Origin of the sequence: Cryobacterium psychrophilum (assembly GCF_004365915.1) — a bacterium.
Classification (GTDB): Bacteria; Actinomycetota; Actinomycetes; order Actinomycetales; family Microbacteriaceae; genus Cryobacterium; species Cryobacterium psychrophilum.
In genome coordinates this window covers 1,356,284-1,382,247 of sequence record NZ_SODI01000001.1, presented here as the reverse complement: position 1 = coordinate 1,382,247, position 25,964 = coordinate 1,356,284, and the positions used below count along the sequence as shown (strand labels likewise).

Annotated in this window: 23 protein-coding genes; 17 read left to right on the top strand and 6 right to left on the bottom strand. The window is 65.5% G+C overall.

Annotated features, from left to right (window positions below):
• Nucleotides 1-13 precede the first annotated feature (13 nt).
• The 5 genes from EDD25_RS06345 to EDD25_RS06325 all read left to right on the top strand — a co-directional run bounded on the left by EDD25_RS06345 (nt 14) and on the right by EDD25_RS06325 (nt 5,919).
• Nucleotides 14-2,470 (top strand): ATP-dependent helicase, encoded by a 2,457-nt coding sequence (locus EDD25_RS06345; protein WP_134172540.1) that lies wholly within the window; start codon nt 14-16, stop codon nt 2,468-2,470.
• The gene (locus EDD25_RS06340) at nt 2,470-3,576 is read left to right on the top strand and encodes an FUSC family protein (protein ID WP_241986268.1); all 1,107 of its coding nucleotides are present in this window, start codon (nt 2,470-2,472) and stop codon (nt 3,574-3,576) included. Before EDD25_RS06345 ends, EDD25_RS06340 begins: the two co-directional genes overlap by 1 nt.
• Before the next feature lie 132 nt (nt 3,577-3,708).
• The gene (locus EDD25_RS06335; RefSeq protein ID WP_134172539.1) at nt 3,709-3,897 is read left to right on the top strand and encodes a hypothetical protein; all 189 of its coding nucleotides are present in this window, start codon (nt 3,709-3,711) and stop codon (nt 3,895-3,897) included.
• Nucleotides 3,898-4,012: 115 nt separating this feature from the next.
• Nucleotides 4,013-5,422 carry a ferredoxin reductase family protein gene (locus EDD25_RS06330; RefSeq protein WP_241986267.1) on the top strand — a complete coding sequence of 470 codons (1,410 nt, stop codon included), beginning with the start codon at nt 4,013-4,015 and terminating at the stop codon, nt 5,420-5,422.
• Nucleotides 5,419-5,919 (top strand): FMN-binding protein, encoded by a 501-nt coding sequence (locus EDD25_RS06325; protein ID WP_241986266.1) that lies wholly within the window; start codon nt 5,419-5,421, stop codon nt 5,917-5,919. The genes EDD25_RS06330 and EDD25_RS06325 overlap by 4 nt, the downstream gene beginning before the upstream one ends.
• Before the next feature lie 11 nt (nt 5,920-5,930).
• Here EDD25_RS06325 and EDD25_RS06320 read toward each other — a convergent pair whose 3' ends face one another.
• The gene (locus EDD25_RS06320) at nt 5,931-6,425 is read right to left on the bottom strand and encodes a MarR family winged helix-turn-helix transcriptional regulator (RefSeq protein WP_134172538.1); all 495 of its coding nucleotides are present in this window, start codon (nt 6,423-6,425) and stop codon (nt 5,931-5,933) included.
• Between the two features lie 188 nt (nt 6,426-6,613).
• Here EDD25_RS06320 and EDD25_RS17475 point away from each other — a divergent pair, with 188 nt between their 5' ends.
• Nucleotides 6,614-6,751, top strand: a complete 138-nt coding sequence (locus EDD25_RS17475; RefSeq protein WP_166671213.1) for a hypothetical protein — start codon at nt 6,614-6,616, stop codon at nt 6,749-6,751.
• Between the two features lie 144 nt (nt 6,752-6,895).
• On the opposite strand, the gene EDD25_RS06315 is transcribed toward EDD25_RS17475, so the two are convergent.
• Both EDD25_RS06315 and EDD25_RS06310 read right to left on the bottom strand, forming a co-directional pair.
• A complete protein-coding gene (locus tag EDD25_RS06315) occupies nt 6,896-8,413 on the bottom strand; it encodes an APC family permease (protein WP_134172537.1) in 1,518 nt (505 codons plus the stop codon).
• A 294-nt stretch (nt 8,414-8,707) separates the two neighbouring features.
• Complete coding sequence (locus EDD25_RS06310) at nt 8,708-9,574, bottom strand: NmrA family NAD(P)-binding protein (protein ID WP_166671212.1); 867 nt, start codon at nt 9,572-9,574, stop codon at nt 8,708-8,710.
• Nucleotides 9,575-9,876: 302 nt separating this feature from the next.
• On the opposite strand from EDD25_RS06310, the gene EDD25_RS06305 reads away from it, so the two are divergent.
• The 4 genes from EDD25_RS06305 to EDD25_RS06290 all read left to right on the top strand — a co-directional run bounded on the left by EDD25_RS06305 (nt 9,877) and on the right by EDD25_RS06290 (nt 14,627).
• The gene (locus EDD25_RS06305) at nt 9,877-11,049 is read left to right on the top strand and encodes a DUF6544 family protein (protein WP_134172535.1); all 1,173 of its coding nucleotides are present in this window, start codon (nt 9,877-9,879) and stop codon (nt 11,047-11,049) included.
• Between the two features lie 17 nt (nt 11,050-11,066).
• Nucleotides 11,067-12,023: an ROK family protein gene (locus EDD25_RS06300; RefSeq protein ID WP_134172534.1), complete on the top strand. Its 957-nt coding sequence runs from the start codon at nt 11,067-11,069 to the stop codon at nt 12,021-12,023.
• Nucleotides 12,024-12,296: 273 nt separating this feature from the next.
• Entirely contained in the window at nt 12,297-13,307 is a 1,011-nt protein-coding gene (locus EDD25_RS06295) for a YihY/virulence factor BrkB family protein (RefSeq protein ID WP_166671211.1), read from the top strand.
• A 9-nt stretch (nt 13,308-13,316) separates the two neighbouring features.
• Entirely contained in the window at nt 13,317-14,627 is a 1,311-nt protein-coding gene (locus EDD25_RS06290; protein ID WP_134172532.1) for a DUF2079 domain-containing protein, read from the top strand.
• Nucleotides 14,628-14,700: 73 nt separating this feature from the next.
• Here EDD25_RS06290 and EDD25_RS06285 read toward each other — a convergent pair whose 3' ends face one another.
• Complete coding sequence (locus tag EDD25_RS06285; protein WP_134172531.1) at nt 14,701-15,081, bottom strand: DUF3054 domain-containing protein; 381 nt, start codon at nt 15,079-15,081, stop codon at nt 14,701-14,703.
• Between the two features lie 18 nt (nt 15,082-15,099).
• The gene (locus EDD25_RS06280) at nt 15,100-15,810 is read right to left on the bottom strand and encodes a VIT1/CCC1 transporter family protein (protein ID WP_134172530.1); all 711 of its coding nucleotides are present in this window, start codon (nt 15,808-15,810) and stop codon (nt 15,100-15,102) included.
• Between the two features lie 233 nt (nt 15,811-16,043).
• Between EDD25_RS06280 and sucC the strand changes: the two genes are divergently transcribed.
• From sucC to EDD25_RS06245, 7 genes are all read left to right on the top strand, one after another.
• Nucleotides 16,044-17,213, top strand: a complete 1,170-nt coding sequence (gene sucC / locus EDD25_RS06275; RefSeq protein WP_134172529.1) for an ADP-forming succinate--CoA ligase subunit beta — start codon at nt 16,044-16,046, stop codon at nt 17,211-17,213.
• Nucleotides 17,214-17,243: 30 nt separating this feature from the next.
• Complete coding sequence (gene sucD / locus EDD25_RS06270; protein ID WP_134172528.1) at nt 17,244-18,143, top strand: succinate--CoA ligase subunit alpha; 900 nt, start codon at nt 17,244-17,246, stop codon at nt 18,141-18,143.
• A gap of 267 nt (nt 18,144-18,410) precedes the next feature.
• On the top strand, nt 18,411-19,748 hold the full coding sequence (locus EDD25_RS06265) for a cell division protein PerM (RefSeq protein ID WP_134172527.1): 1,338 nt from the start codon (nt 18,411-18,413) through the stop codon (nt 19,746-19,748).
• Between the two features lie 190 nt (nt 19,749-19,938).
• Complete coding sequence (gene purN, locus EDD25_RS06260; protein WP_134172526.1) at nt 19,939-20,532, top strand: phosphoribosylglycinamide formyltransferase; 594 nt, start codon at nt 19,939-19,941, stop codon at nt 20,530-20,532.
• Complete coding sequence (purH, locus tag EDD25_RS06255) at nt 20,529-22,238, top strand: bifunctional phosphoribosylaminoimidazolecarboxamide formyltransferase/IMP cyclohydrolase (RefSeq protein WP_134172525.1); 1,710 nt, start codon at nt 20,529-20,531, stop codon at nt 22,236-22,238. The genes purN and purH overlap by 4 nt, the downstream gene beginning before the upstream one ends.
• Nucleotides 22,239-22,459: 221 nt before the next feature.
• A complete protein-coding gene (locus EDD25_RS06250; protein ID WP_134172524.1) occupies nt 22,460-23,539 on the top strand; it encodes a Glu/Leu/Phe/Val dehydrogenase dimerization domain-containing protein in 1,080 nt (359 codons plus the stop codon).
• 216 nt (nt 23,540-23,755) lie between these two features.
• Complete coding sequence (locus EDD25_RS06245) at nt 23,756-24,652, top strand: SCO6745 family protein (protein ID WP_134172523.1); 897 nt, start codon at nt 23,756-23,758, stop codon at nt 24,650-24,652.
• Nucleotides 24,653-24,716: 64 nt separating this feature from the next.
• Here EDD25_RS06245 and EDD25_RS06240 read toward each other — a convergent pair whose 3' ends face one another.
• Nucleotides 24,717-25,406 carry a DedA family protein gene (locus EDD25_RS06240; protein ID WP_134172522.1) on the bottom strand — a complete coding sequence of 230 codons (690 nt, stop codon included), beginning with the start codon at nt 25,404-25,406 and terminating at the stop codon, nt 24,717-24,719.
• Between the last annotated feature and the right edge of the window lie 558 nt (nt 25,407-25,964).

Below are 25,964 nucleotides of genomic sequence, written 5' to 3'. Positions count from 1 at the left end.
AATTGCCAGTGATATGACGACGCCTTCCTCGAGCCCCACGCCTTCGTCCACGCCGATCATCGTGGATGCCCCCGGCCACCCCGCGTTGGGCGGTGCGGCCGGCTCGGAACGCACGAGCCCACTGCTCGACGGGCTCAACCCCGAGCAGCGCGAGGCCGTGGAGTACCGCGGCCAGGCCCTGCTCATCATCGCCGGCGCCGGGTCGGGCAAAACGAGCGTGCTCACCCGCCGGGTGGCGAGCCTGCTCGAAACCCGCGACGCGTGGCCGAGCCAGATCCTCGCCATCACGTTCACCAACAAGGCCGCCGCCGAAATGCGCGAACGAGTGCAGGCCATTCTCGGTCAGGGCTCGGAGGGCATGTGGATCTCCACGTTCCACTCCTCCTGCGTGCGCATCCTGCGCCGCGAAGCCGAAAGCGTCGGGCTCTCCAAGACCTTCAGCATCTACGACTCCGCCGACACCAAGGTCACGCTCAAACGCATCATTAAATCGCTCAACGCCGATACCCTCGGTTTCACGCCCGGCAACGTGTCGTCGAAGATCTCCAAGTACAAAAACGAGCTGGCGGATGCCGACTCCTACGCCCGCAACGCCAACATGAGCGACCCACAAGAGGTCATGTTCGTGGAGATCTTCCGGCAGTACACGAGCCGCCTGCGTGCCGCGAGTGCTCTCGACTTCGACGACCTCATCGGTGAGACCGTGTACCTGTTCCGGGCCTTCCCCAAGGTCGCCGCGCTCTACCGTCGCCGGTTCCGGCACCTTCTGGTCGACGAGTACCAGGACACCAACCACGCCCAGTACGCCCTCATTCGCGAACTCACCCGTCCCGTCGCATCGGAGCTCGCGGAGGAGATGGACCGCGACGGCGTGCACGTGCGCGGACTGCGAGACGCAACCGGCGCCATCCCCGGCGCCTCGCTCACCGTCGTGGGCGACTCCGACCAGTCCATTTACGCCTTCCGCGGCGCGGACACCCGCAACATCAGCGGTTTCGAACAAGACTTCCCGGGCGCCAGGGTCATTCTGCTCGAGCAGAACTACCGCTCCACCCAGAACATCCTGAGCGCGGCGAACGCCGTGATCGGCCATAACTTCGACCGCAAGGAGAAGAAGCTGTGGAGCGCGGGCGGCGACGGTGAGAAGATCACCGGTTACACGGCGTACTCCGGGCACGACGAGGCACAGTTCGTCTCGGACGAGATCGAGGCGCTGCACTCGGCCGGCATGGCGTACCGCGACATGGCCGTGTTCTACCGCACCAACGCGCAGACGCGTGCGCTCGAAGAAATCCTGGTGCGCTCGGCCACGCCCTACCGTGTGGTCGGCGGCACCAAGTTCTACGAGCGGGCCGAGATCAAAGACGCCCTCGCGTACCTCATCTCGGTCGCCAACCCGGTGGACGAACTCGCCCTGCGCCGCATCCTCAACACCCCCAAGCGCGGGATCGGCCCGGCCACCGAGACGGCGATCTCGAGCTTTGCCGACGACAACGGACTCACGTTCCGCCAGGCCATGCGTAACTGCAGTGCGCTGGGGCTCGGCCCGAAGGTGACCAACGCCATCCTGCAGTTGTCCGAGCTGCTCGACTCCGCCGCGCTCACCCTCGACCCGGAGAACCCGGCCGGGCAATCGAATGTGTCAGAGGTGCTTGAGTTTCTGCTCGAGGGCAGCGGACTGCTTTCGGTGCTGCGCAAGAGTCGCGACCCGCAAGACGAGGCCCGCGCCGAGAACATTGAGGAGCTCGTCGCCCAGACGAAGGACTTCAACAAGGAGAACCCCGACGGGGGCCTTGTTGACTTTCTCACCCAGGTGTCACTCGTGGCCGCCGCCGATGACCTCGACGACGTCTCGGGAACGGTGTCGCTCATGACCCTGCACACGGCGAAGGGCCTCGAATACGACGCGGTGTTCCTCACCGGTGTCGAGGAGGGGCTGCTGCCCCACCAGATGTCGGCCAACGAACCCGGCGGCCCCGCCGAGGAACGCCGACTCTTCTACGTGGGCATCACCCGTGCCCGCAAGCGCCTCTATCTCTCCCTCGCCATGACCCGGGCGCAGTTCGGTGACATCAACGTGGCGATGCCGAGCCGGTACCTGCAGGAGATCCCGGCCGAACTCATCGACTGGAAGCAGTCACCGGGCATGGCGAACAGTCGCGGCGGCACGCAGCCGCGCGCGCTCAACGCCCGCCGTGACGGCTTCGGCGGCCGCAGCAAGGAGCAGGCCGGCCTTCCGCCGGCAACGCCCAAGCCGAAGACCGCGTGGGCAAACACCATCACCGGAACCGTGCGCGACAACGGGGGCCTTGAGCTCGCGGCGGGCGACCGCATCCGTCATCATGATTTCGGCGAAGGCCGGGTGAACCAGGTGACCGGTGAGGGCACCAAGCGCATCGCGCATGTACAGTTCGACACCTCGGGGGCAAAGAAGCTGCTGATCAAGATCGCGCCCATCGAGAAGATCTAGTGGCGAACCCGGCGGCACGGGACCCCGCCGAGGGCGCCCGGCGCTCGGGTCCGGAGACGCTCGCGCAGTGGGTTCGGTCGCTGCGGGCGTTCCACTTTGAGGTGGCGTCGCGTGCGGCGCTCTCCGTGGCCCTTCCGCTGGTCGTGCTGCTGCTCACCGACCACCTCGATTGGGCTGCGTACGCCGCGTTCGGCGCCATGACCTCGCTTTTCGGTCGCAACGAACCTTACCGAGTACGGATGCGCACGGTCACCGTGGCCGCGCTCCTCATGTTGACCTTCATCACGTTCGCGCTTGTGCTCGCGGTCGCGCAGGCGCCGTTGTTCGTGCTCACCCTCGGGCTCGTGGCCGTGCTCGCCGTGGGCATTATTGTGGCGTCCACGGCCGGCCTTTTTCCGGCCACACCCGTGTTTTTCGTGTTCGGCTACGCGGTGGTCGCGCAGCTACCCACTCCCGGCGACGAGTTCTGGCCGCGGTTTCTTGTGGCCGTCGCCGCCGCGAGCTTCGCGTGGACGCTCACCATGTCGGGCTGGCTGCTGCGCCGTGTCGCGGGCGAGCGGTCCGACGCCCTGTTCAAGAACCTGCTGTACGGCGCGCTCGTACGTCCCGCTGCCTATCGAGACCGCCGGGTGTGGTTCTCCGTCGCGCAGAACGTGGTGGGCGCCCTGCTGGCCGGCGGCCTGGCCATGGCGGCCGGCATCGGGCATCCGTATTGGGCGGTTGTGAGCGTCGTGGCCGTGCTGCCGCCGCCGGGTGCCGCCCACTCGGTGTCGCGGGCGTTCCACCGCATCATCGGAACCGCAATCGGCGTCGTCATCGCCGGGCTTGTGCTGGTTCCCGGCCCGCCGGTGTTCGTGCTCATCGCCGTGATAGCCATCTGCCAGTTCGGCGCCGAGATGCTCATTGGTCGGCACTACGGTGCCGCGTTGCTGTTCGTCACGCCGCTCGCCCTCACCGTGGTGCACCTCACGAGCCCGGCGCCGGTGCACACGCTGCTCATCGATCGCGTCATCGAGACCACGCTCGGCGGCGGAATCGCCCTCGCGATCGTGCTGCTCGTACAGGCGGCCGCGCGTCGCAGAAAGCCTCGCCCCCCGCTGTCCTGAGTGGCGCGGTCCACCCGATCGAGGATGCCGGGGAGCCACCGCTGGCGTTCGGCGGCACGCCCCTTGTCTCCTCGGAACGGCCGGGGTACCGTGGTCGGCGCACGTGCGACTTTGCGCTGAGGAGGTACGACCATGAGTGATCCCGACAAATTCTGGAGTGACGACGATCGTGTCGTCGACGACATCGGAGCGGCGGTCGATGACCTCGATTTCGGCGTTGCCAAGCCCGACGAGGAGGGCTTCGACGCCGACGAGCGCGAGGTAGGCCTGGCCCCCGACGACGATCGCGAAGAAGGCCCGGCCCCCGACGACGTGCCCTAACGCGCCCACGTCGCGCCCGGCGCCCGGAGGGACTCCTGCGCAGCCTGCGCCGATACACAGGCTACTCACAGGCAATCGATAGCGACTCGAATGCTCACGGCTCGATGCTCTACTCATGAGCCTCGATACCCGCAAACCCCGCACCTCGGTTGTACGAGGGCGTCTTGTGCACCCGGCCTACCCGAAGCGGATGCGCCTGGCCGGCCGACTGCAGGTCGCCTGCATCACCTCCGTTGCCGTCGTCATCGCCATCTTCCTCGCCGATGGGGGCGTCGGCCGGTTCGGTACCGCAGCGGACGCCTTCACGTCGCTCGGCATCCTCTCCGGACTCGTGGGAACAGACCTGCTCCTGATCATGATGGTTCTGGCGGCGCGGCTCCCTCCGATCGACCGTGCCTTCGGGCACGACCGGGCGATGGCCCTGCACCAGTCACTCGGCAAGCCGACGCTGTACCTGATTCTTGCCCACGCCGCCCTGCTGATCACCGGCTATGCCCTGCTCGAAAACATCAACGTCTTCGCCGAGACCTGGAGCATGCTCACGACCCTGCCGGACATGCCGCTCGCCTTCATCGGCTTCGGGCTCATGATCCTCGTCGTCGTGACCAGCGTCGTGGTCGTGCGGCGCAGGTTTCGATATGAGGCGTGGCACGCCGTGCACGTGCTGTCTTATGCCGCGGTTCTCGTCGCGATTCCGCACCAGCTGAGCGTCGGGGCCTTGCTGTCTGACGGCACGATCGCGCACTACTATTGGCTCGCGCTCTACAGTGCCGTCGCCGGCTCGATTGTGCTGTTTCGGTTCGTGCTCCCGGTCTGGCGCTCACTGCGCCATGGCCTGGTCGTCGACAGCATCGACCACGTGGCACCGGGCGTGGTCTCCATCAGCCTCACCGGGCGGCACCTCAACCAGCTGCGCGCGATATCGGGCCAGTTCTTCATTTGGAGATTCTGGGCGAAGGGATTGTGGTGGCAGGCGCATCCGTTCTCTTTGTCGGCGGCGCCCAACGGTCGGTCGCTGCGCATCACCGTGCGCGGCCTCGGCGACGCCTCGGCCGAACTGCCGCGATTGCGCCGGGGGACCAGGGTCAGTTTCGAGGGCCCCTACGGACTCTTCACCGAAAACGCTCGCACCTCGCCCCGCGTGGTGTTGATCGCCGCCGGCATTGGCGTGGCGCCGATTCGGTCGCTGCTTGAGACCGTGTCTTTCGCTCCCGGCAACGCCACGGTGATTCTTCGGTCCCACGCAGCCGGCGACACCTACCTCGTCGACGAATTAACGGACCTGTGCCGGGTGCGCGGGGCAGAGCTGCGCATCATTGCCGGCAGAAGGCCCGAGGGCATCAGCAGCTGGCTCCCCGCCGACGCCGCTCGGGCCGGAACCACCCTCCGCACGATCGTGCCCGAAATCAAGCACTCCGACATCTACATCTGCGGGCCGCGGCCCTGGACCGACGCCGTCGTGCGGGACGCCCGTTCTGGCGGAGTTCCCAAGGAGCAGATCCACTACGAAAGGTTTGACTGGTGAGAGCACGCGCCGTGATGGCCGCCGCCGCCGCGTCCCTGGCGGTCATGGGAATCGGCCTCGAGCTGGGCATGGGCCAGATCAATGCCACGCAGAACCTCGCCGGACCCGTCGGGAACGCGACAACCCTGACCACGTCGGGGGCGGCTCCCGCGGCGACAGCCACGCCGACACCCACGTCGTCAGCGGATGCCGGCGGCACAGCCGTGAGCGACGCCGCGGCATCCGGAACCTTCGCCGGATCGAGCGTCCAGACCCGATTCGGAAACATGCAGGTCTCGGTCACCATCGACGCCGGCGCGATCACCGAGGTGACGGCCCTGCAACTGACCAACCACGACGGCCGCTCGGTGCAGATCAGCAACTATGCCGCGCCCATCCTGCGCTCAGAGGTGCTGTCGGCGCAGTCGGCGAACGTGAAGGGTGTCAGCGGCGCAACCTACACGAGCAGTGGCTACCTGCAATCGCTGCAGTCGGCCCTCGACTCTGCCGGGTTCTAGGCCGGACCCTGCTACTCCAGGCCGAGCAGGCGGTGGTCGGGGTCGAGGGTGCTCAGCAGGCGACCACAGATGTCGCTGAGTTGCGTCACCTGGCGGGCCGTGAGCGGGTCGAACACGACCGTACGCACCTCCTCGACGTGCCCGGGAGCGCTCGCCACGACCTTCGCCCATCCCTCCTCGGTGAGATTCGCCACGGAGGCTCGGGCGTCCCTCCTCGACGCGCAGCGCGTGAGAAACCCCTGCCGTTCGAGCCGGGCCAACACATGGGACAGTCGGGAGAGTGAGGAGTTCGTTCGCGAGGCGAGTTCGGTCAGCGGTAGCGACCGGGCGTCGTTCTCGGAGATCATGGCGAGCACGTAGTACTCGAAGTGGCTCACGCCTGAGTCTCGTTTGAGTTCGGACTCCAAGCGGCTCGGCAGCAGCATGGTCACCGCGATCAGGCGCAACCAGGCGGTGCGCTCGTCGTCGTTCAACCAGCGGGGTTCGGTTGGGCTGTCTTCGGGCATAGCAGCAATCTATCATTTGACTTGAAGTTTCAACTTAAAAGTTCTAAGAGTTAGTTGTTGCTTCAAGTGCCTCCGACCCCGACGAGGCCAAGGCCGCCGTCGTTGCCCTGGTCACCGATTAATCGTGATGAGCTCATGAGGAGCCGGCCCGTAGAACGTGTGGTATACCTGAGGTCTGGGGGTAGACCATGAGTGCACAGTCGTCCGTAGATGAGACCCGTATCAGCGAACTCGAACACGAGAACGCCATTCTGAGATCCGAGCTGCGCGGAATGACCAGCGCACTCCGGGTAGCCACCGGGTTGCTCATGAAAGCACCCGCCTGACACTGGATCGTTTGGCCGATGGGCCATTGATGTGGGCCAGGGACGACAGGGATAGCCGGTGACCAGCGGTGACCGTTGGTCAGCCTGTTACTGGAGTGCCGACCAAGGCGCGTCCGAGATAGACCTTTGTCGTCATACGGGCGGCTAGGGGTGGTCGGCGTGGTCCGGGTGCGCTCGGAGGAGCGCGGCGATGGCGATCGCGTCACCCTCCGGCTGTCGCGAGGCGCTGTGCGGCTTGCCGATGAACAGGTAGAGAAGGCCGCTCACCACAACGACCCCAAATCCGATCAGCACGATCCAGTCGTCGAGAAAAACGCCGCTCGAGCCGGGCACGGCCAAAAGAATCATCGCGAAGATCCCGTACACGAGGGCTCCTATGTTCACGACATACCCACCGATCAACCCCAGGTTGAATGGGCCCGCCGGCCGCCAGCCCTTGATGCGCTGCCGGAGAGCAGCGAGCACGACGGCCTGGAATGCGGCGTAGATGCCGATCACGGCGAATGACGTGATCTGGGTGAGCAGGCTGTTGCCCCCGACGTAGATGAAAACGGAAAGCAGCAGAGGGATCGAGCACGCCACAATGAGTGCGTTTACCGGAACGGCCCGGCGTGCGGACACGTGTGATATCCAGGCGTGGCCGGGGATCATCCCGTCCCTCCCGAACGAGAAGAGGAGGCGACTGGCGGCGGCCTGTAGGCTCAGCACGCAGGACAGGAAAGCGAGCACGGCAACTACGAGGAATAACTTGGCGCCCACGGGTCCCAATGACGACTCGAGGATCGCCGGTATCGGATCAGCGATGGAGCCATTGACGATGGCTTGCAGATCGGGTGCGGCCATGACGTAGCCGCCGAAAGAAAATAGGGCCGAGACGCCGCCGACGAGGATCGTCATAATCATGGCCGTCGGGATGCGCTTCGCAGGGTTCGTTACCTCCTCAGCAACGTCGCCGCACGCTTCGAACCCGTAGAACAGAAAGAGGCCGGCCAGCGCAGCCCCGAGGAAGGCTGCCAAGTAGCTTCCGTCGCCCTGAACTCCCATGCCGTCGAAGAACACACTGAATTCCTGTTTGCGTTGGAAGATCAACAGGTACAGCCCAACACCGATCACGCCGATCAGTTCGGCGGCGAGGCCGATCCGGGCGACGCGGCCCAGCATCTTCGTGCCCGAGAAGTTGAATCCAAACGCGACGAGCAACAGCAGCACGGTCAAGCCCAGGGTTACTTCCTTCGTGACGGGCGCGTCGATCAGGCTGCCGAGGAACCCGCTGCCGAACTCAGCGACCGCTGTAATCGTCACGATGAGCGCCCAGATATAGACCCAGGATGCCATCCATGCGTAGCGTTTGCCCCAGAGACGCCTGGTCCACGGGTAGATGCCGCCGGCGATTGGGTACTGCGACACCACCTCCCCAAAGATGAGGGCAACGAGTAGCTGGCCGGTGCCGACGATGAGGAGCCAGAAGATAGAGGGCGGACCGCCCGTGCTCAGCGCGAGCGCGAACAGCGAGTAGACGCCGACCAGCGGGGAGAGATACGTGAAGCCGAGGGCGAAGTTTGCCCAGAGGGACATGGAGCGGCGGAAGGAGTCTTCGTAACCGAGCACCTTGAGGTGTTCGGCGTCGCCGATCCCCTTCTGGGCGGATGCATCTTCAGACATGCCATGACCTTTCGGAACAGACCGAGGTCGCGGCGAGTCCGCAGACGCCGTCGTCCGTTGAGTTCAATCTAGCCCATGCCCTGCCCCCGATGGGGCCGGCGAAAATCGTCGGCGAGTCTCACGGCTCAGGGCCCGTCGCGCACTATCTGCATGCGTGACGCCGGCCTGCTGCCGATGACTCGGTCACCGTCCTCGGAGGTGTTCATCTATGACCTTGGCCCAGGGGGCTGCGGCTTCCCCGGTGACATTATTGACCTTCACTTCCCGGTAAAGGTTCCTCTTGAGGTCGGGTTCTCAGCGTTGGGGTGTCCATGCTGATCTGTTGTCGCGGACGAAGTCCGCGAACGTGGTGGCGGGCGTGCCGGTGAGCTGACGGATGGCTCGGTTGGGGATGGCGCTGATGTTGAGCCGGACGATGCGGTAGATCATCTTCTGCACGTCTATGTAGCCCTCGGGCTGGCCTTGCGCGGCGAGGTGGGCGAGGTAGTCCGTCTCCGACGGGCGAGCGTAAGTGATGTGGCGACCGAGCACGTCGGTCATGGTGCGGGCGATGTTGCGGTAGGTGAGTGATTGCTCTCCGGAGAGGGTGTATGCCTTGCGGGTGTGACCTGATTCGGTGAAAGTGGTTGCGGCGACCCGGCCGATGTCGCGCGCATCGATGAACGCGGTGAAGGACCGCCCGGCGGGCACGTAGATCTCTCCGCGTTCGCGGATCTCGGCGGCGTAGGTGGTCGACAGGTTCTGCATGAAGAAGTTCGGGCGCAGGAACGTGTAGGGCACATCGATCTGGCGCATGTATTCCTCGACCGCGTGGTGCGGGGTCGCCTTGTTATATTGCACTCCTTGTAGGGAGAGGAAGACGGTCTGACGGATCCCGCGACGGTTCCCTGCGTCAATGACGGGGAACAGTTGCGATTGGACGTCCGCGATCTGCGGGGGCCGCATCAGGAACAGCCGATCCGCGCCCTCAAGCACATCCTCCAGCTCTTTGGCGCCGGCACCGAAGTTGAAGGTGCGGGCTTCGACCCCGTCTGGGAGGCAGTGGGCGCTTCCCTGGTCCCGGAGGCCCGCAATCACTTTCACGCCCTTCGTGAGAAGTGCATCGACGACGCCACGGCCGACGATCCCGGTGGCTCCGGTGACAAAGACCGAATCAGGCACAATGCTCTCCTTGTTCGTCCGAGAAGCTCAGTGAGGGTAAGGGTGAGGACCCGGGATTATTCGTCATCCGGATTCGCCTGTGACGATCGACATAGGGCAGATTCTCCTCACCTCCGTCGCTATCCACTATAGGAGCGTTGACATTGTCGCCATCTCGCGGACAGACATAAGGGAGGACGACCTCGTCTGAACGGTGGCTCTTCCGACTTGGCCGGGACTTTCGGCTCTGGTCTGCCTGCCCCCGCCAGTGAAGGCTGAAGCGCAGACGCATTACGACGCCCCTTCGAAGGGAAACCACGACCATGATCCGCATCACCATCGCCGCGGTTTTCGTGCTGCACGGCCTGATTCACTTCTTCGGCTTCGTCAAGGCCTTCCAGCTCGCCGATATCCCCCAGTTGGTGCAACCCATTTCGCAACCCGTGGGGCTGCTCTGGCTGGCCGCAGGCATGCTCTGCCTGATCGCCGCCGGCGCGCTGTTCTTTGCACCCCGGTTGTGGTGGGCAGTCGGTGCTGGTGCCGTGGTCATCTCGCAAGCCGTCATTCTCACCTCCTGGGGAGACGCCAGCGTGGGCACCATCGCGAACGTGGTGCTCCTCGGAGCAGTCATATATGGCTTCGCCTCCCGGGGCCCGCTGAGCCTTCGCGCCGAATTCGAGCATGCCCTGACACGCGTGTGGCCGTTGGTCCGGTCGGCGTCCGGCGGGGTGATCCTCGAGGGTGACTTGGCTTCCCTGCCCGATCCGGTGCAGCGCTACCTTCATCGGTCCGGTGTAATCGGCCGGCCGCCCGTGACCGACTTCCGGGCAACCTGGACCGGCCGGATCCGCAGCGCCCCGGACAGCGCATGGATGACGTTCACCGCTGACCAGCTGGACCTCGTAGATACCCCGGAACGCTTCTTCATGATGAACGCCAGGATGAAAGGACTCCCGGTGGATGTTCTGCACGCATTCGACGATCACGGCGCGACCATGCGGGTGCGGCTGCTGTCGATCCGCTCGATGGTCGATGCGAAGGGGAGCGCACTCACCCACGCCGAAACGGTGACGCTGTTCAACGACCTGTGCTGCCTGGCGCCCGGCGCCCTGCTCTCACGCGCAATCACCTGGGAGCCGATCGACAAGCACACTGCCACAGCGCACTTCGCCCTGGGGCCCAACACCATCACGGCCGAGTTGCGATTCGATGACCTGGGGGATCTGGTCGACTTCGTCGCCGACGGGCGTGGGAGCATGTCTCCTGACGGCCACACCCTCACACCGCTGCGCTGGTCGACGCCGTTGCACGACTATGCGCAGGTCGGACCCGCACGGGTGGCGACGAAGGCCGAGGTGAGGTGGCATCCCGACTCGGGCGCCTGGACGTACGGTGAATTTGAGCTCACCTCGCTGGCCTACAACGTCGCGAACCGAAGCCAGCCGGCCAGCCAGGAATCTGACCGGGTTAGCGGTAAAGCTGGTCTTCAGGCGTAGTGGTGCGACGATGGGGCATGAGTGAAACAGATTTGGTTGTCGTTGGCGTCGACGTTGGCGGCACCAACATCGAGGTCGGTTCCGTCGATGAACGTCATCATGTACTCCAGCGGGCTAAAGCCGCCACCCCGGAAGGTGGACCGGAAAATGTCATCCGCGTCATCACCGAATTGGTTGGCTCCCTCGATGCCCACCCCATCGCTGTCGGAGTCGGGATTCCCGGTGTCGTGCATGAGGGTCGCGCCCTCACCGTGCCCAACCTCACCGGTTGGACCGAAAACGTCGACCTCATCGGACCCCTCTCGGGCCAACTCGGAGTCCCTGTCACTCTGGGAAACGACGCCAACGTCGGTCTGCTCGGGGAGTGGATCGCGGGTGCGGCACGCGGCGGTCGGAACGTCCTCGGTCTCTGGATGGGAACCGGGATCGGTGGCGGCCTTATCCTCGACGGCCGGCCGTACGTAGGAAGCCGAGGAGCAGCCGGCGAGATCGGCCACGTCATCGTTCTGGCCGGCGGTGCGCTCTGCACCTGCGGTCGCCGCGGGTGCGCCGAGGCCTATGCGGGACGACGATCGATGCGCGGCGTCGCCACGTCGATGGTCGACGCCGGATGGAAGACATCCCTGTTCACGATTCGCGACGACGAGGGTAAAACCAAGCTGACCTCCAAGGTCTGGGCCGAGGCGCTCGACGACGAAGACCAGCTCGCCGAGAAACTGTTCGACACGGCAATCGAGACCCTCGGTATCGCGATCGGCTCCACGAACAATCTCCTCGATCTGGACCGGGTCGTCATCGGGGGTGGGCTGGCCGAAAAACTCGGCCAAGACCTTGCCGACCGACTCTTCAGCGCGGCCAAACCCTGGATGCTGCAGCACAACCCCGACCTTAAATTCGTTGTCTCTGAGCTGGGAGACGACGCCGGTGTTGTTGGAGCCGCCGCGCTCGCCCGAGCAGCAGTCATCACGAGCTGACGCACACTCAGGTCGATACTCGCGTAGCAGGTCGCTTCAGCGCGTCGACTGCCGCATGAAGGTGCCTGCGACCTTGCGTTTCATCGGCCAATCCGGTGAAAGATGGCGGTACAAGGTCAGCGGCTACGGATTCTGACGTAGCTCCGGCCACCACATCACGTGGGAGGGATAACGTAGATCATGCCCACGACCCCGCCGCCACCGGACGACGCGTCGAAAGCATCATGGCCGACCCAGATCCGGAAACAGACTTGGGTCTATTCGCTGCGTCGGATGGTGCATGAATTTGGCCAGGACGGCGGCATTGACGCCGCTGCCGGGCTGACCTTTTTCGCCGTCCTGTCGGTTTTCCCGGCAGCATTAGCGATCGTGTCGCTCATTGGTGTCATCGGTGATGGGCCGGCCGCAGTCGACCGCCTTCTGTCTCTGCTCGATCAAGTTGCTCCCGGAGCCGTCATCGAGATCCTCCGGCAACCCCTCGACGACATCGCGACAACCTCCACCGCAAGCCTCACCTTCGTGATCGGCGTGCTGGCAGCATTGTGGTCGGCCTCGGCCTTCGTCAGCGCATTCGGTCGGGCCATGAACCGCATCTACGAAGTCGACGAAGGTCGCCCCTATTGGAAACGGAAACCCGCCCAACTCGCCGTCACCGTCGTCCTCGTCACCCTCGTTCTCCTCAGCGCCACCATCGTGGTGGTGTCGGGCCCGATCCTCCGCGCCTTCGGTGAAGCGCTGGGCATCGGAAACACTGCCGTTGCAGTCTGGGACGTCGCAAAATGGCCGATCCTTGCCGCTGCCGTCGTCGTGATCGTTGCCGTTCTTTACGCCGCAACCCCGAACATCCAACAACCACGGTTTCGATGGCTCAGCCTCGGCGCCATTTTGGCCATCGTTCTCCTCGCCACAGCATCGGCCGGATTCGCGTTCTACGTCGCGAATTTTTCCACCTACAACCAAACCTTTGGCACCCTCGCCGGAGTCATCATCTTCTTGATCTGGGTCTTCCTCGTAAATATGGCGCTGCTCCTCGGCGCCGAATTCAATGCGGAACTCGAACGCGGACGCCAACTCCAGGCCGGCATTCCCGCCGAAACCCAACTCCAACTTCCCCCACGAGACACCACGTCAAGCGACCTCACCCGGCACACCGCCCACATCGACGAACAACACGGCACCCTCCTGCGACACGGGGAGCCCCCACCTGCTCGCACAGACACCTTGATCGCCCGAGCCCGAGAAGCCGCGCAATCCATCCTGGCCCGGATTCGACTCCGTCGATAGGCGCGGCGCATGCGAGAGGAAAACCGAGAACAATCGATCCAGCCGGCGGCGCAGACGGCACCCGATGCTGCTGCAGCGAGGTCCAAGGGTGTCGGCGCAGCGATGCTCGTCGGGATGATCACGACCACCGTCTACACGATATTTTCGTGGTTTCAGTGGAACGCCTATGTGGTGCCGTCGTGGGATTTGGGAATCTTCACCCAACTCGCGAAGCAGTACGCGGCGTTCCCGAGCACCTTCACGGTCTTGGTGGCCCAAAATGTCCTCCTGGGGATTGCAGCGAGAGCCATCGCTTTCGGGGCAGTTCGGCTGCTGGGCCAGCCCCTGGGGCTGTTGTTCGGGCTGGCGTTTGCGTTCAGTTGGGGTCTGCAGGGGGCCGTGGAGGCGCAGTTCCACGAGATCGCCTTCGCCGTACCGCTCCTGGCATTCTCACTCACCGCCTTTCTGCGTCGGCAGTGGATCGCCTGCATGCTGTGGGCGATGCCCCTCGTGTTCGTGCAGGAGGATCTGGGCCTCACCGTGGCTGCGCTCGGGATTGTGCTCGCCTACCGCAGCCGCCGCCCTCGCGGGGTTTGGCTTGCGGTCTGGGGAATCGGTTGGTTCGGTATTGCGACTCTGATCGTGCTGCCCTTGCTCAACCCCGACGGTCGCTGGGCCTACGCGCAGAGCTTGAACCCTGCGGCGGCCTCGACGATCTTCTTACAGCCCGAGAAGGCTCTGACCCTCGTTCTGCTCATCGTGGCGTCCGGCGCCATCGCCCTTCGTTCGCCATTGGTCCTTTTACTTCTCCCCACGCTCGCGTGGCGGTTTCTTTCCGATAATTCCGGCTATTGGGGGCCCGGCTGGCAATACAGTGCGGTTCTCATGCCCATTCTGTTCGTCGCTGTGCTGGATGCGATCACCGGCTGTCGGAATGAGCGCAGTCGATGGACCCGGACGTACGGGCGCATGGCACCCGCGGTGGTCAGCACCGATACGCATTTCTCAACTCAACTCAACTCAACTCAACTCAACTCAACTCAGCGCAGCGCCGCCGCCGCCGCCGCCCACGCTGCCCTCGTGAGCGTTCCTGATGCCTCGCTGGTGGAATCCGACATCGGTTTGATGGGATATCTGGCGCCTCGGACCACGGTCTACTGGGTGGGCAACACGAATCCGACCCCCGACTACCTCGTCGTCGACCTGCAGTCCGGTGGCCTGCCCGCAGAGTGGCACTCGGTGGGGGACGTCGCCGCGCAGGTGCATGCCGGAGTGCGCTTTCAGACGATCTTCTCCCGCGACGGCTACGAGGTAGCGAAACGAATCGACGCCGCCCACTGAAGTGGCCTCCGCGCCGGGATCAGCACCGCCCGCGCTCGTGAGCAGGGGCATCCGGTCGTTCGAGCGTTCTTCGTCAGGCTGTGCGCGAACGCGAACGCGAATGCGAACGACGAACGAGGGCGGCGACCGAGCGCCAGCCCAGCAGGAAAACGCCGAGCACAATCGTGGTGACGATCGCGAAGCTCAACTGCACCCCCTGGCCGCTCAACACTCGCAGCAGCAGCCCGAACGTTACCGTCGAAACCCAGATGCCGAGGCCCGTGATGCGGATGCGTTGCGGGCTGCGCCACGCGCGCAGCAGCAGCCAGCCGAGAATGAGTCCGCCGAGAAACGGCCAGTAGGTCACGAGGGTGCCGAGAGCACCCTCGTTGTGGCTCGCCCGCCCGATGAGGACGAACGCGAGCACGAACAGTGCATCGACGAGGAAGAACGTCAGGGGACGGCGAGTGGGCATTGTGTCAGCCTAATCGGGTTAGACGGTGCCGCCGATGAGGGTACCGATCAAGTAGGTCACGGCGAGGGCGAGGAGCCCGCCGATGACGATGCGCGCAATGGCACGTGGCTTCGGGCTGTTGCCGAGGAACGCGCTGAGCCAGCCGGTGATCACGAGGGCCACGAGCACGGCCAGGAATGTTGCGCCGATGCGGAGCCCCGGCGGCGGCAGCAAGACGGCCAAGAGGGGCAGCGCCGCACCGATGGTAAATGAAATCGCGGAGGCGAAGGCCGCGTGCCATGGGTTCGACACGTCTTCGGCGTCGATATGCAGCTCAACCTCGAGGTGGGCGGCGAGGGCGTCGTGCCGGGTCAGCTCGACCGCGACCAACTCGGCGGTGTGTGCCGACAGGCCTTTGGCTTGATAGAACCCGGCGAGCTCGGCAAGTTCCTCCTCGGGCTGGTTCGCGAGCTCCCAGGTTTCCTTGGCGATGAGGGCCCGCTCGGAATCGCGTTGGCTGCTCACCGACACGTATTCGCCGAGCGCCATCGAAATCGCCCCGGCGAGGAGGCTTGCAACGCCGGCAATGAGAATGACATGCGAATCGGTTGTCGCGGCAGCGACACCCACCACCAGGGCCGCCACCGAGACAATGCCGTCGTTCGCGCCCAGAACGCCCGCTCGCAGCCAATTCAAACGCGACGCCAGGCCGGCCGCATGGGGTTCCACCCCTTGGTGCACATTAGTCATAGCACTAGATAAGCACTCCGGCGCCACGCGGTCCAGCAAGGTGTGGCTAGCCTTTCACTCGCGTACGCCGTATTTCCGCGCGCGAGCCGCTTTGGGGTGAGAGTTGACCGCCGAGACGCGATAGAGTTTCAGATGGTCGGTATGTCTTGATGTCGAGCTAATTTGCGACGGGCTGCTGTCACCAACAACCTCAACACCAGCGTGATTGCTGAGACGCGGATTGGAAGAGCAGCGTGGATCTTTACGAATACCAAGCAAGAGACCTCTTTGAGGAATATGGTGTGCCGGTTCTGCCGGGCATCATCGCGGACACCCCCGCAGAAGTACGTGCAGCGGCCGAGAAGCTCGGCGGCGTTGTCGTCGTCAAGGCGCAGGTCAAGGTCGGTGGCCGCGGCAAAGCTGGCGGCGTGAAGGTTGCCAAGACCCCCGACGATGCCGAGGCCGCTGGCCGCGACATTCTGGGCCTCGACATCAAGGGCCACACCGTGGGCCGTGTCATGGTCGCCGGTGGAGCGCGCATCAAGCAGGAGTTCTACTTCTCCGTGCTGCTGGACCGGTCGAATCGGTCCTACCTCTCCCTCGCCAGCTACGAGGGCGGCGTGGAGATCGAAGTTCTCGCCGTGGAGAAGCCCGAAGCACTCGCCTACACGGCGGTCGACCCCGCGGTCGGTATCGACCTGGCTGTCGCGACGCAGATCGCGATTGACGCCAAGTTCCCCGCCGAGCTCGTTGACAAGGTCGCACCGGTCTTCGTGCAGCTCTACAACGTGTTCAAGGGCGAGGACGCAACCCTGGTCGAGGTCAACCCCCTCGTCCTCACCGAAGAGGGCGACATCATCGCGCTCGATGGCAAGGTCACGATCGACGAGAACGCTGACTTCCGTCACCCGAAGCACGCGCATCTCGAAGACGCTGCCGCAGCCGACCCGCTCGAGGCCAAGGCCAAGCTCGCCGGACTCAACTACGTGAAGCTCGACGGCGAAGTTGGCATCATCGGAAACGGTGCCGGTCTGGTCATGAGCACGCTCGACGTTGTCGCCTACGCGGGCGAAAACTTCGGCAACGTCAAACCGGCCAACTTCCTCGACATCGGAGGCGGAGCATCCGCTGAGGTCATGGCGGCCGGACTCGACGTCATTCTGGGCGACCCCCAGGTGAAATCGGTCTTCGTCAACGTGTTCGGTGGCATCACCGCGTGTGACGCTGTCGCCAAGGGCATCGTGGGCGCCCTCGCCGAGCTCGGCACCTCCGCCAACAAGCCGCTTGTGGTTCGCCTCGACGGCAACAACGTTGACGAAGGCCGTCGCATCCTGGCCGAGGCCAACCACCCGCTCGTCACCCTGGCCGCAACGATGGACGAGGGGGCCGCCAAGGCTGCCGAACTCGCCCACGCAGCCAGCTGATCGACTGTCGAGAGTAAGGACTAGAACAGAATGTCAATTTTCCTCAACAAAGACTCCAAGGTCATCGTTCAGGGCATCACCGGAGGTGAGGGCACCAAGCACACCGCCCTCATGCTCAAGGCCGGCACCCAGGTGGTCGGTGGCGTCAACGCCCGCAAGGCCGGCACCACGGTTGTGCACGGCGCCGTCGAACTGCCCGTGTTCGGCACGGTCTCCGAGGCCGTCGCCGAGACCGGTGCCGACGTCTCGATCATCTTCGTACCGCCGGTGTTCACCAAGAACGCCGTCATCGAAGCGATCGACGCCGAGATCCCCCTCCTCGTGATCATCACCGAGGGCGTTCCCGTTCAGGACTCCGCCGAGTTCTGGGCCTACGCCAAGGCCAAGGGCAACAAGACCCGCATCATCGGTCCGAACTGCCCCGGCATCATCACGCCCGGCGAAGCTCTCGTGGGCATCACCCCCGCGAACATCACCGGGAAGGGACCGGTCGGCCTCGTTTCGAAGTCGGGCACCCTCACGTACCAGATGATGTACGAGCTGCGCGACCTCGGCTTCTCGACCGCAATCGGCATCGGTGGCGACCCCATCATCGGTACCACGCACATCGACGCCCTTGAGGCGTTCGAGGCCGACCCCGAGACCCTCGCGATCGTGATGATCGGCGAAATCGGTGGAGACGCCGAAGAGAAGGCCGCCGAGTACATCAAGGCGCATGTCACGAAGCCGGTCATCGGCTACGTGGCCGGCTTCACGGCCCCCGAGGGCAAGACCATGGGCCACGCCGGCGCCATCGTCTCCGACGGAGCCGGAACCGCCCAGGGCAAGAAGGAGGCCCTCGAGGCCGCCGGAGTCAAGGTCGGCAAGACGCCGAGCGAGGCTGCAACCCTGCTGCGCGAGGCACTCTCCGCGCTCAAGGTTTCCGCGTAAGTCAGTTCGTCCAGGCAGGGCCCGTCGCATTCGCGGCGGGCCCTGCCTCGTTAAGGGGTTTTTGGCGCCGCGCGGATGGCGCCCGCGCCCCAAATCGGTGGCCGCTACGGTAACCGGCGTAGCGGCCACCGAAACCGGGCGCGGCGAGATGCCCGCCGCGACACGCCGCGCCGGACCCCGTGTAACCGCGAATCTTCGTCGTATTCGAGGTGCGCGAGGTGAGGCGAGCCTGCGAGACGGGGGAGGGACGGTAGGCTCGAAACCCGGATGAACCGTACAACTACTGCCCTGCTCGCGGCGCTCGAAGCGCTGCTCGTCGTGGCCATCGGCGTGGGTATCGCCCTCGTGCCACTGACCGTGCTGTGGGCTGCCCATTTTGGACTCTCCGTTGAGTGGTTCGTATTCTGGCGGGCCGCCGTCGACATCTGGCTACTTGGCAACGGCGTCGACCTCAGCGTGCAGCTCGGCCCCGACCTGGTCGGCACTTTCGGCCTTCCCGGAGCGGAGGCCCCGTTCCTCCTCACCCTGGCACCGCTCGGTTTCGCGGTCGTCACCGTGCTCCTGGGCATACTCACCGGTCGCCGCGCGGCCGAGACACCACACCGCTGGACCGGAATCATTTCGGCCGTGCTGGTCTACGGAGTCATGGCCACGATCGCTACCCTCTCCGCCGACGGAGGCACGGTCACGCCATCGACCGTTCAGGGGATGCTCTTTCCCACGCTCGTCTACGGCGCGGGAGTTCTCTTCGGGGCGGAACGCGCCCGCCTGCGCGGCTACCGCGTTGCCAGGGCGGCCGTGCGGGATGACAGCGCGAACGCCCGGAGGATGGGCGCCGCGACCGCCGATGGCGTGCAGAACCGCCTCGATCCGGTGAGCCGGGGCATCCGTGATCGCTATCGGCGACTGCAGCAGAGCACGCGCGCCGTCATTTCGGGGGCGCTGCGTGGGGGAGCAGCCGCGAGTGCCGGCGTCATCATGCTGGCGGCGATCGCGTTCTTCGTGCTTCTGGTCGTGAACTATGCCACGATCATCGGACTCTACGAGGCGATTCAGGCCGGAATCGTCGGCGGTGCCACGATCACCCTCGGGCAACTCGCGTTTATCCCCAACTTCGTGATCTGGACCATGGCGTGGCTGGTTGGGCCGGGGATCGCGGTGGGTGTGGGGTCAAATGTTTCGCCGGCTGGCACCCTGCTGGGACCGGTTCCCGGACTGCCGATTCTGGGGGTGCTCCCGCAGGGGGCGCTCGCGTGGGGCTTTCTCGGGCTGCTCGTTCCGATTCTGATCGGCTTCGTGTTCGCGATCATTGTGCGCCAGCGTCTCGACGGCGCGGGCATGCCCGCGCGAAGCACCCTGCAGCATGTGCTCAGTGGGCTCGGGATGGGGATCGTGGCCGGATTCATCCTCGGGATTCTCGCCTGGTGGTCGGCAGGGTCGCTCGGCCCAGGACGCCTGGCCGACGTGGGGCCGAACCCGCTGCTCGTTGGCGCCGTCGCGGCGGGCGAGATCGGCGTTGCCGCGGCCCTCGGCATGCTCGTGGGCGGCGGGGTGCGTGTGCCGCGGGTTCCCATTCCGCGACTGCGCCGGAAGGCCCGCAGCTAGCGCCCACACGCACGGGCGCTGGGTGTTGCCACTTCAGGAGATCCGGCCCGGGGCATCCGCTCTGCCGCATGTTCTCGGGGTGGCCGCGCGCCACAGGAGACCAATCTCCTGAAGCCGCAACACACGATCACGGTGGTACCGCGCCCGCGGGAGCCTGCACCCCGCGCGGCTAAACGGTAAGGTCGATGTTGTGCTTTCATTGGTCGTATTGATCTCCGGTGGCGGATCCAACCTGCGTTCCCTGCTCGAGGCGTCAGAAGACGCCGAGTATCCCGCGAGGATCGTGGCCATTGGCGCCGATCGTGACGCCGACGGGCTGGCCCTCGGCGAAGAATTCGGCATCCCCACGTTTTCCGTGCCGTTCACGTCATTTAAAGATCGTGCGGCCTGGGGCGATGAGCTGCTCGCCCAGATCGAGCAGTGGAAACCCGACCTCGTGGTGCTGAGCGGGCTCATGCGGCTGCTGCCGCCGCGCGTCGTCGCCGCGCTGTCCCCGAATCTGATCAACACGCATCCGGCCTACCTCCCCGAGTTTCCAGGAGCGCACGGCGTGCGCGACGCGCTTGCGGCCGGGGTCACCGAGACCGGCGCGAGCATCATTGTGGTTGACAACGGTGTCGATGACGGACCAATCATTGCGCAGGAACGCGTCGCGGTGCACCCGCACGACAGCGAAACTTCCCTGCACGATCGCATCAAAATCGTCGAGCGGCGCCTGCTGGTGCAAGCGGTGCTCGACATTGCCAACGGACACGTCAATCTCAAGGAGCACTCCAACGTATGAGCGGTCACACCAATAACGGCCAGAGCAACCAGGCGGCATCCGCTGCGAGCCTGTACCGCGAACGGGACCTGATCAAGGTTCAGCGGGCGCTCATCTCCGTGAGTGACAAGACCGGCCTGCTTGAACTCGCCGCCACGCTCGTCGCCTCCGGCGTCGAGATCGTCTCCACCGGCTCAACCGCCGCCACGATTCGCGAGGCCGGCCACGACGTTACTGACGTGTCCGCCGTCACCGGGTTCCCCGAATCCCTCGATGGACGAGTGAAGACCCTGCACCCCGGCGTGCACGCCGGAATTCTTGCCGACCTGCGCCTCGAGTCGCACGAGGCTCAGCTCAATGACCTCGGAATCGCCGCGTTCCAGCTCGTGGTCGTGAACCTGTACCCGTTCGTGGAGACCGTCGAGTCGGGCGCCAAGCCCGCCGACGTGATTGAGCAGATCGACATCGGCGGCCCCGCGCTCGTGCGCGCCGCGGCCAAGAACCACGCCAACGTGGCCATCGTCGTTGACCCGGCCAACTACGGTGAGCTCATCGCCGCGGTCGAAACCGGCGGCTCGACGCTCAAGCTTCGCCAGAAGCTCGCCTCGCTCGCCTTCGAGCACACCGCCGACTACGACCTGAGCGTCTCCGCCTGGTTCACCGACAACGTTTATGACCAGTGGGAAGACGACAACGAGTTCCTCGGCGGCGACCCGCTCGATGATGACTCGGCCGAGGAGCCCGAAGACGACGCGTCCGTCGAAGACTCGCCGTTCCCCGACGGCATCCTCATCGAGGCCGAGCGCAACGCCATCCTCCGCTACGGCGAGAACGCGCACCAGGCTGCGGCCCTCTACGTGGGCGAGGGCGGCCAGGGCATCGCCCAGGCCCTGCAGCTGCACGGCAAAGAGATGTCGTACAACAACTACGTCGACGCGGATGCCGCGGTGCGCGCCGCGTATGACTTCACCGAGCCGGCCGTGGCCATCGTGAAGCACTCGAACCCCTGTGGCATCGCCGTCGCCGCCGCGAAGACACCCGATTCGATCGCGTCGGCGCATCGCCGCGCGCACGACTGTGACCCGATGAGTGCCTTCGGAGGCGTCATCGCCGCCAACCGCCCGGTGACGCTGGCCATGGCCGAAACGGTCAGCCACATCTTCACCGAGGTGCTCGTGGCCCCCGGGTTCGAGCCTGAGGCTCTCACGGTGCTCACCGCCAAGAAGAACATCCGCCTGCTGGAGCTGCCCGCAGACTACGAGCGGTCCTCGCTCGAGCTGCGCCAGATCTCGGGTGGACTGCTCGTGCAGGAGACCGACACGTTCGAGGACTTCAGCTCCGCTGGTTGGGCGCTCGTGGCCGGCCCCGAAGCGGATGCCGCCACCCGCACCGACCTGGAATTCGCGTGGAAGGCGTGCCGCTCCGTGAAGTCGAACGCGATTCTGCTCGCCCACGGCGGAGCATCCGTTGGTGTGGGAATGGGCCAGGTGAACCGGGTGGATTCCTGCCACCTCGCCGTGAGCCGTGCGGCAGACCGTGCAGCGGGCTCGGTCGCCGCGTCCGACGCGTTCTTCCCCTTCGCTGATGGCCTGCAGGTTCTGCTCGATGCCGGCGTGACCGCCGTGGTGCAGCCCGGCGGATCGGTTCGCGACGAGGAAGTCATCGCCGCGGCCACCGCGGCCGGCGTTTCGATGTACTTCACGGGAGAGCGTCACTTCTTCCACTAGGCCACGGCCGCAGCTGGTGCCGAAAACGCCCTCCCGGTCACCGGGAGGGCGTTTTCGGCACCGACGGGCGGATTCGGACCGTTCGACCCCGATCCCGTGATGTGCGCCGTGACACGGATCCTTTCGCTCCGTGGCGCGCGGCGTTAGTCTTGTCGTTCCGCGCAACACACCTGCGCGCCCGACAACAGGCTCACAAGGCCAGGTCTCAAGGAGAAATACAGATGACACTCACGCACCCATCACCGTCGCTGGAAGCGCTTGTAGGCATTCCCTTCACCCATGAACGAGTGCTCATCACCACCGGAACCCGCTCCGGACTCGTGATCACCGTGGCCGTGCATTCCACCAAGCTGGGCCAGGCCCTCGGTGGCGCGCGCATGTGGCAGTACCCCGACTGGACCGACGCCGTCGCCGACGCGCTGCGTCTCTCCACGGCCATGACGCTGAAGAACGCCGCGGCCGGCCTCAACCTGGGTGGCGGTAAGTCCGTCATTCACCTTCCGCTCGGAGTCGTGCTGACCGACGCCGAGAAGCGCGACGCGATGCTCGACCTCGGCGACGCCATCGAGAGCCTCGGTGGTGTGTACATGACCGCCGAAGACGTGGGCACGAGCGCCGAACTCATGGCCATCGTGCAGGAGCGCACTGACCATGTTTGCGGCCTCCCCGCATCCAGCGGCGGAGTGGGCGAACCCGCCGATGCCACGGCGGCCGGCGTTTATGCGAGCATCCTCGCCACCCTCGAAGCCCTCTTCGGCAGTCGCGACGTCACCGGTCGTCACCTCGTCATCGCGGGCCTCGGTCAGGTCGGTGGCCGCCTCGCGATTGCCCTCGCCGCCGCTGGCGCCACCCTCACCGTCACCGATATCAACCCCGCCAAGCGGGAGCTCGCCGACGAACTCGGCGCCGAATGGGTTCCCGTCGCCGGCGTGCACCGCGTTCAGGCCGACCTCTTCGTGCCCTGTGGCCTCGGTGGTGTGCTCACCTCCACGGTGATCGGCGAGCTCAACGTGCTCGGCGTCGTCGGTGCGGCCAACAACCAGCTGGAGAGCCCCGCCAGCGCGGCCGAGCTCGACGCCCGCGGCATCCTCTGGGCCCCCGACTTCGTGGTGAATGCCGGTGGCGTCGTCTACCTCGCCATGGCGAGCGAGCCTGATGCCGACCTCGCGAGCATCACCACGCGAGTCGACGCCATTGCCGACGTCGTGACGCAGATCTTTGCGGATGCCCACGAGCAGTCGATCACCACCCTCGCCGCCGCCGAACTGCTGGCCTCGGCTCGCCTCGACGCCGCCAGCTAGCGTCACTGCCGCGGCACGCGTTCCCCGCGCGCGGCGTCGCTACTTCAGGAGATCCGGACCGGGGGCATCCGCTCACCCGCGTCTTCGCGGTGTGGTGCTGTTCTCGGCGCCGCGGATCTCCTGAAGTAGCAACCGGCGCGGTCGGGGGCGCGTCCCAGCGAACCTTCAGGCGGCCCCGGCGTTGAACCCGTAGGCTGGCCGCGACGAGGAGGTCGTATGCACAATCGTGAACACCTGGTACGGGCGCTGTGGACGTTGTTCGAGCCCATCCACGCCGTAACCTATTTCGCCTCCCAGGCTCGAGAGCACTTCGCCGCCGTCGGGCTCACTCGCTACTGGGACGGCTACTTCGCCGGCCGCGCAGCGCCGCTCGGGGCCGTGAGGGCCGCTCCGGTCACGGCCATGTTCAGTGGATTCGCCCCGGCCCTCGTCGAACGCGCGCTGCCCGCCGCCTGGTCGGTCGCTTCGGTCGAACGGGTGCTTGAGGCTCGGTCCCTCGGTGCCGCCCAGACCCTGCGTGAGTTGGTGCCCGACGAGGGACTTGTCACGGATGCCGCGGCGGCCCTCACGCGCATCTCGGACCGTGTCGACACCATCGGACGTCCCCTCGCCGCGGCGAACCGAGCTCTTCCCGAAGAAGCAGACCCGTACCGCCAACTGTGGCAGGCCACCGCAACCCTCAGGGAGCACCGCGGTGACGGACACGTGCTCGCACTCGTCTGCGAGAACATCGCCGGGCTGTCGACCATCGTGCTGCGCAGCTCCCTCGACCTCGACCCCGCCGCGATGAAGCGCGGGCGCGGCTGGACGGAGGAACAGTGGAACGCCGAGGTTGAGGCCCTGTGTGAGCGCCGGCTGCTCACCGCACACGACGCCATCAGCCCGCTCGGGACAGCGGCCCTGAACCGTGCAGAGGGGCTCACCAATCGCTTGGCCCTGGAGCCGTGGAATGGCCTCGACGACACGGCTGTGGCAGACGTCGCCCGGTTGCTCTCACCGATAGCGCTCGCCTGCGGTGCCGTCCTTCCGCTCCCGAACCCGATCGGCATGCCGCAGCCGTGGGACCCCGATGTGGAACCACAGGCAGCCGCCATGCCCGTCGCTCCCGACTGAGGGCGAACGGGCATCCGCTGCACCCGACGCGCCCGCTTGAGCGATGCCGGCGAGCGGGCGTTGGTTACTCGCGCAGTTCGGCGGGGACGACGGCCTCGGGCACCGTGGCCTGGCCGCGGCTCCTGCGGTTGGCCAGGGTGGCTTTGGTCAGTTCGGTGAGGATCGGGATGCCCGAGAGCAGAATGATCCCGATGATGAAGTACTCGGAGTAGGCGGCGACAAACGCGATCTGGCCGAGGAAGAAACCCACGAGAGTGAGGCCCACGCCCCAAGCGAACGCACCGATCACGTTGAAGGTGACGAACGTGCGGTAACGCATTCGGCCCACGCCGGCAGCGACGGGCACAAAGGCGCGGAACACGGGGAGGAAGCGCGCCATGATGATGGACTTGCCACCGTGCTTCGCGAAGAAGGCGTTGGTGCGCTCCACATTCTGGGGGTTGAAGAACCGGTTCTGCTCGCGGGAGAACACGGCCGGACCGGCCTTTCGCCCAATGTAATAGGCGAGCTGGTCGCCGGAGAACGCGGCAATGAACACCACGATGCCGGTGATCCAGATTGGGAACGGTACGGCTCCGGTGGCGGTGAGCAAACCCACGGTGAAGAGCAGGGAATCGCCGGGCATGAACGACAACACGATGAATCCGGTCTCGACGAAGATCACGGCGGCAACGCCGATCAGAACGAACGACCCGAACCAGCCGATCAGCCACTCGGAGTCGAGAAAAGTGATGCCGAAGAGCATGGGGTACATGAAGGTCCTCTCGTTGAGCCGGCCGACGCGCCAGAACCCGGGTAACAGAGTAGTTCAGCTGCCTTAACGGTTTATGTAGTCCGTCGCCTGGCACACCGGATGAGAGAATGCTTGCGCCCCGCGCAGGGACTCACGTATTCTGAAAGGTTGCCTGACCACGGGAGCACACAGCAAAAAAGCGCGCTCAGGAGGCCGACATGACAAGGACAACCCACTTCACGCACGCACGCGTTGCGGCTCTGGGTGCCTTCGCCATCTCCGCCGGCCGCGTCACCCCCCTGCGTTCTGCGCACTAGCGTTCAGTACCGTCCCACCCGTTCGCGTTCGGTGTCCACCGGCGCAACTGACCGTCGGTGCTGATCATGTCCAGCGCTCAGTCCCGAAAGCCGTGAGAAGAACCTTCTCGCATCCGTCGACGTGTGTCGGCCAGTATTCGCATCATTGGCGCCATAGCGCCGCCTGACACAGGACTCACGATGACCTCAGAACCTGCCCCCCCATTCATCGACCGGTGCCGCGCCACGCGTGACCACGCTGCGCGCACTCCGGCGGCTCTAC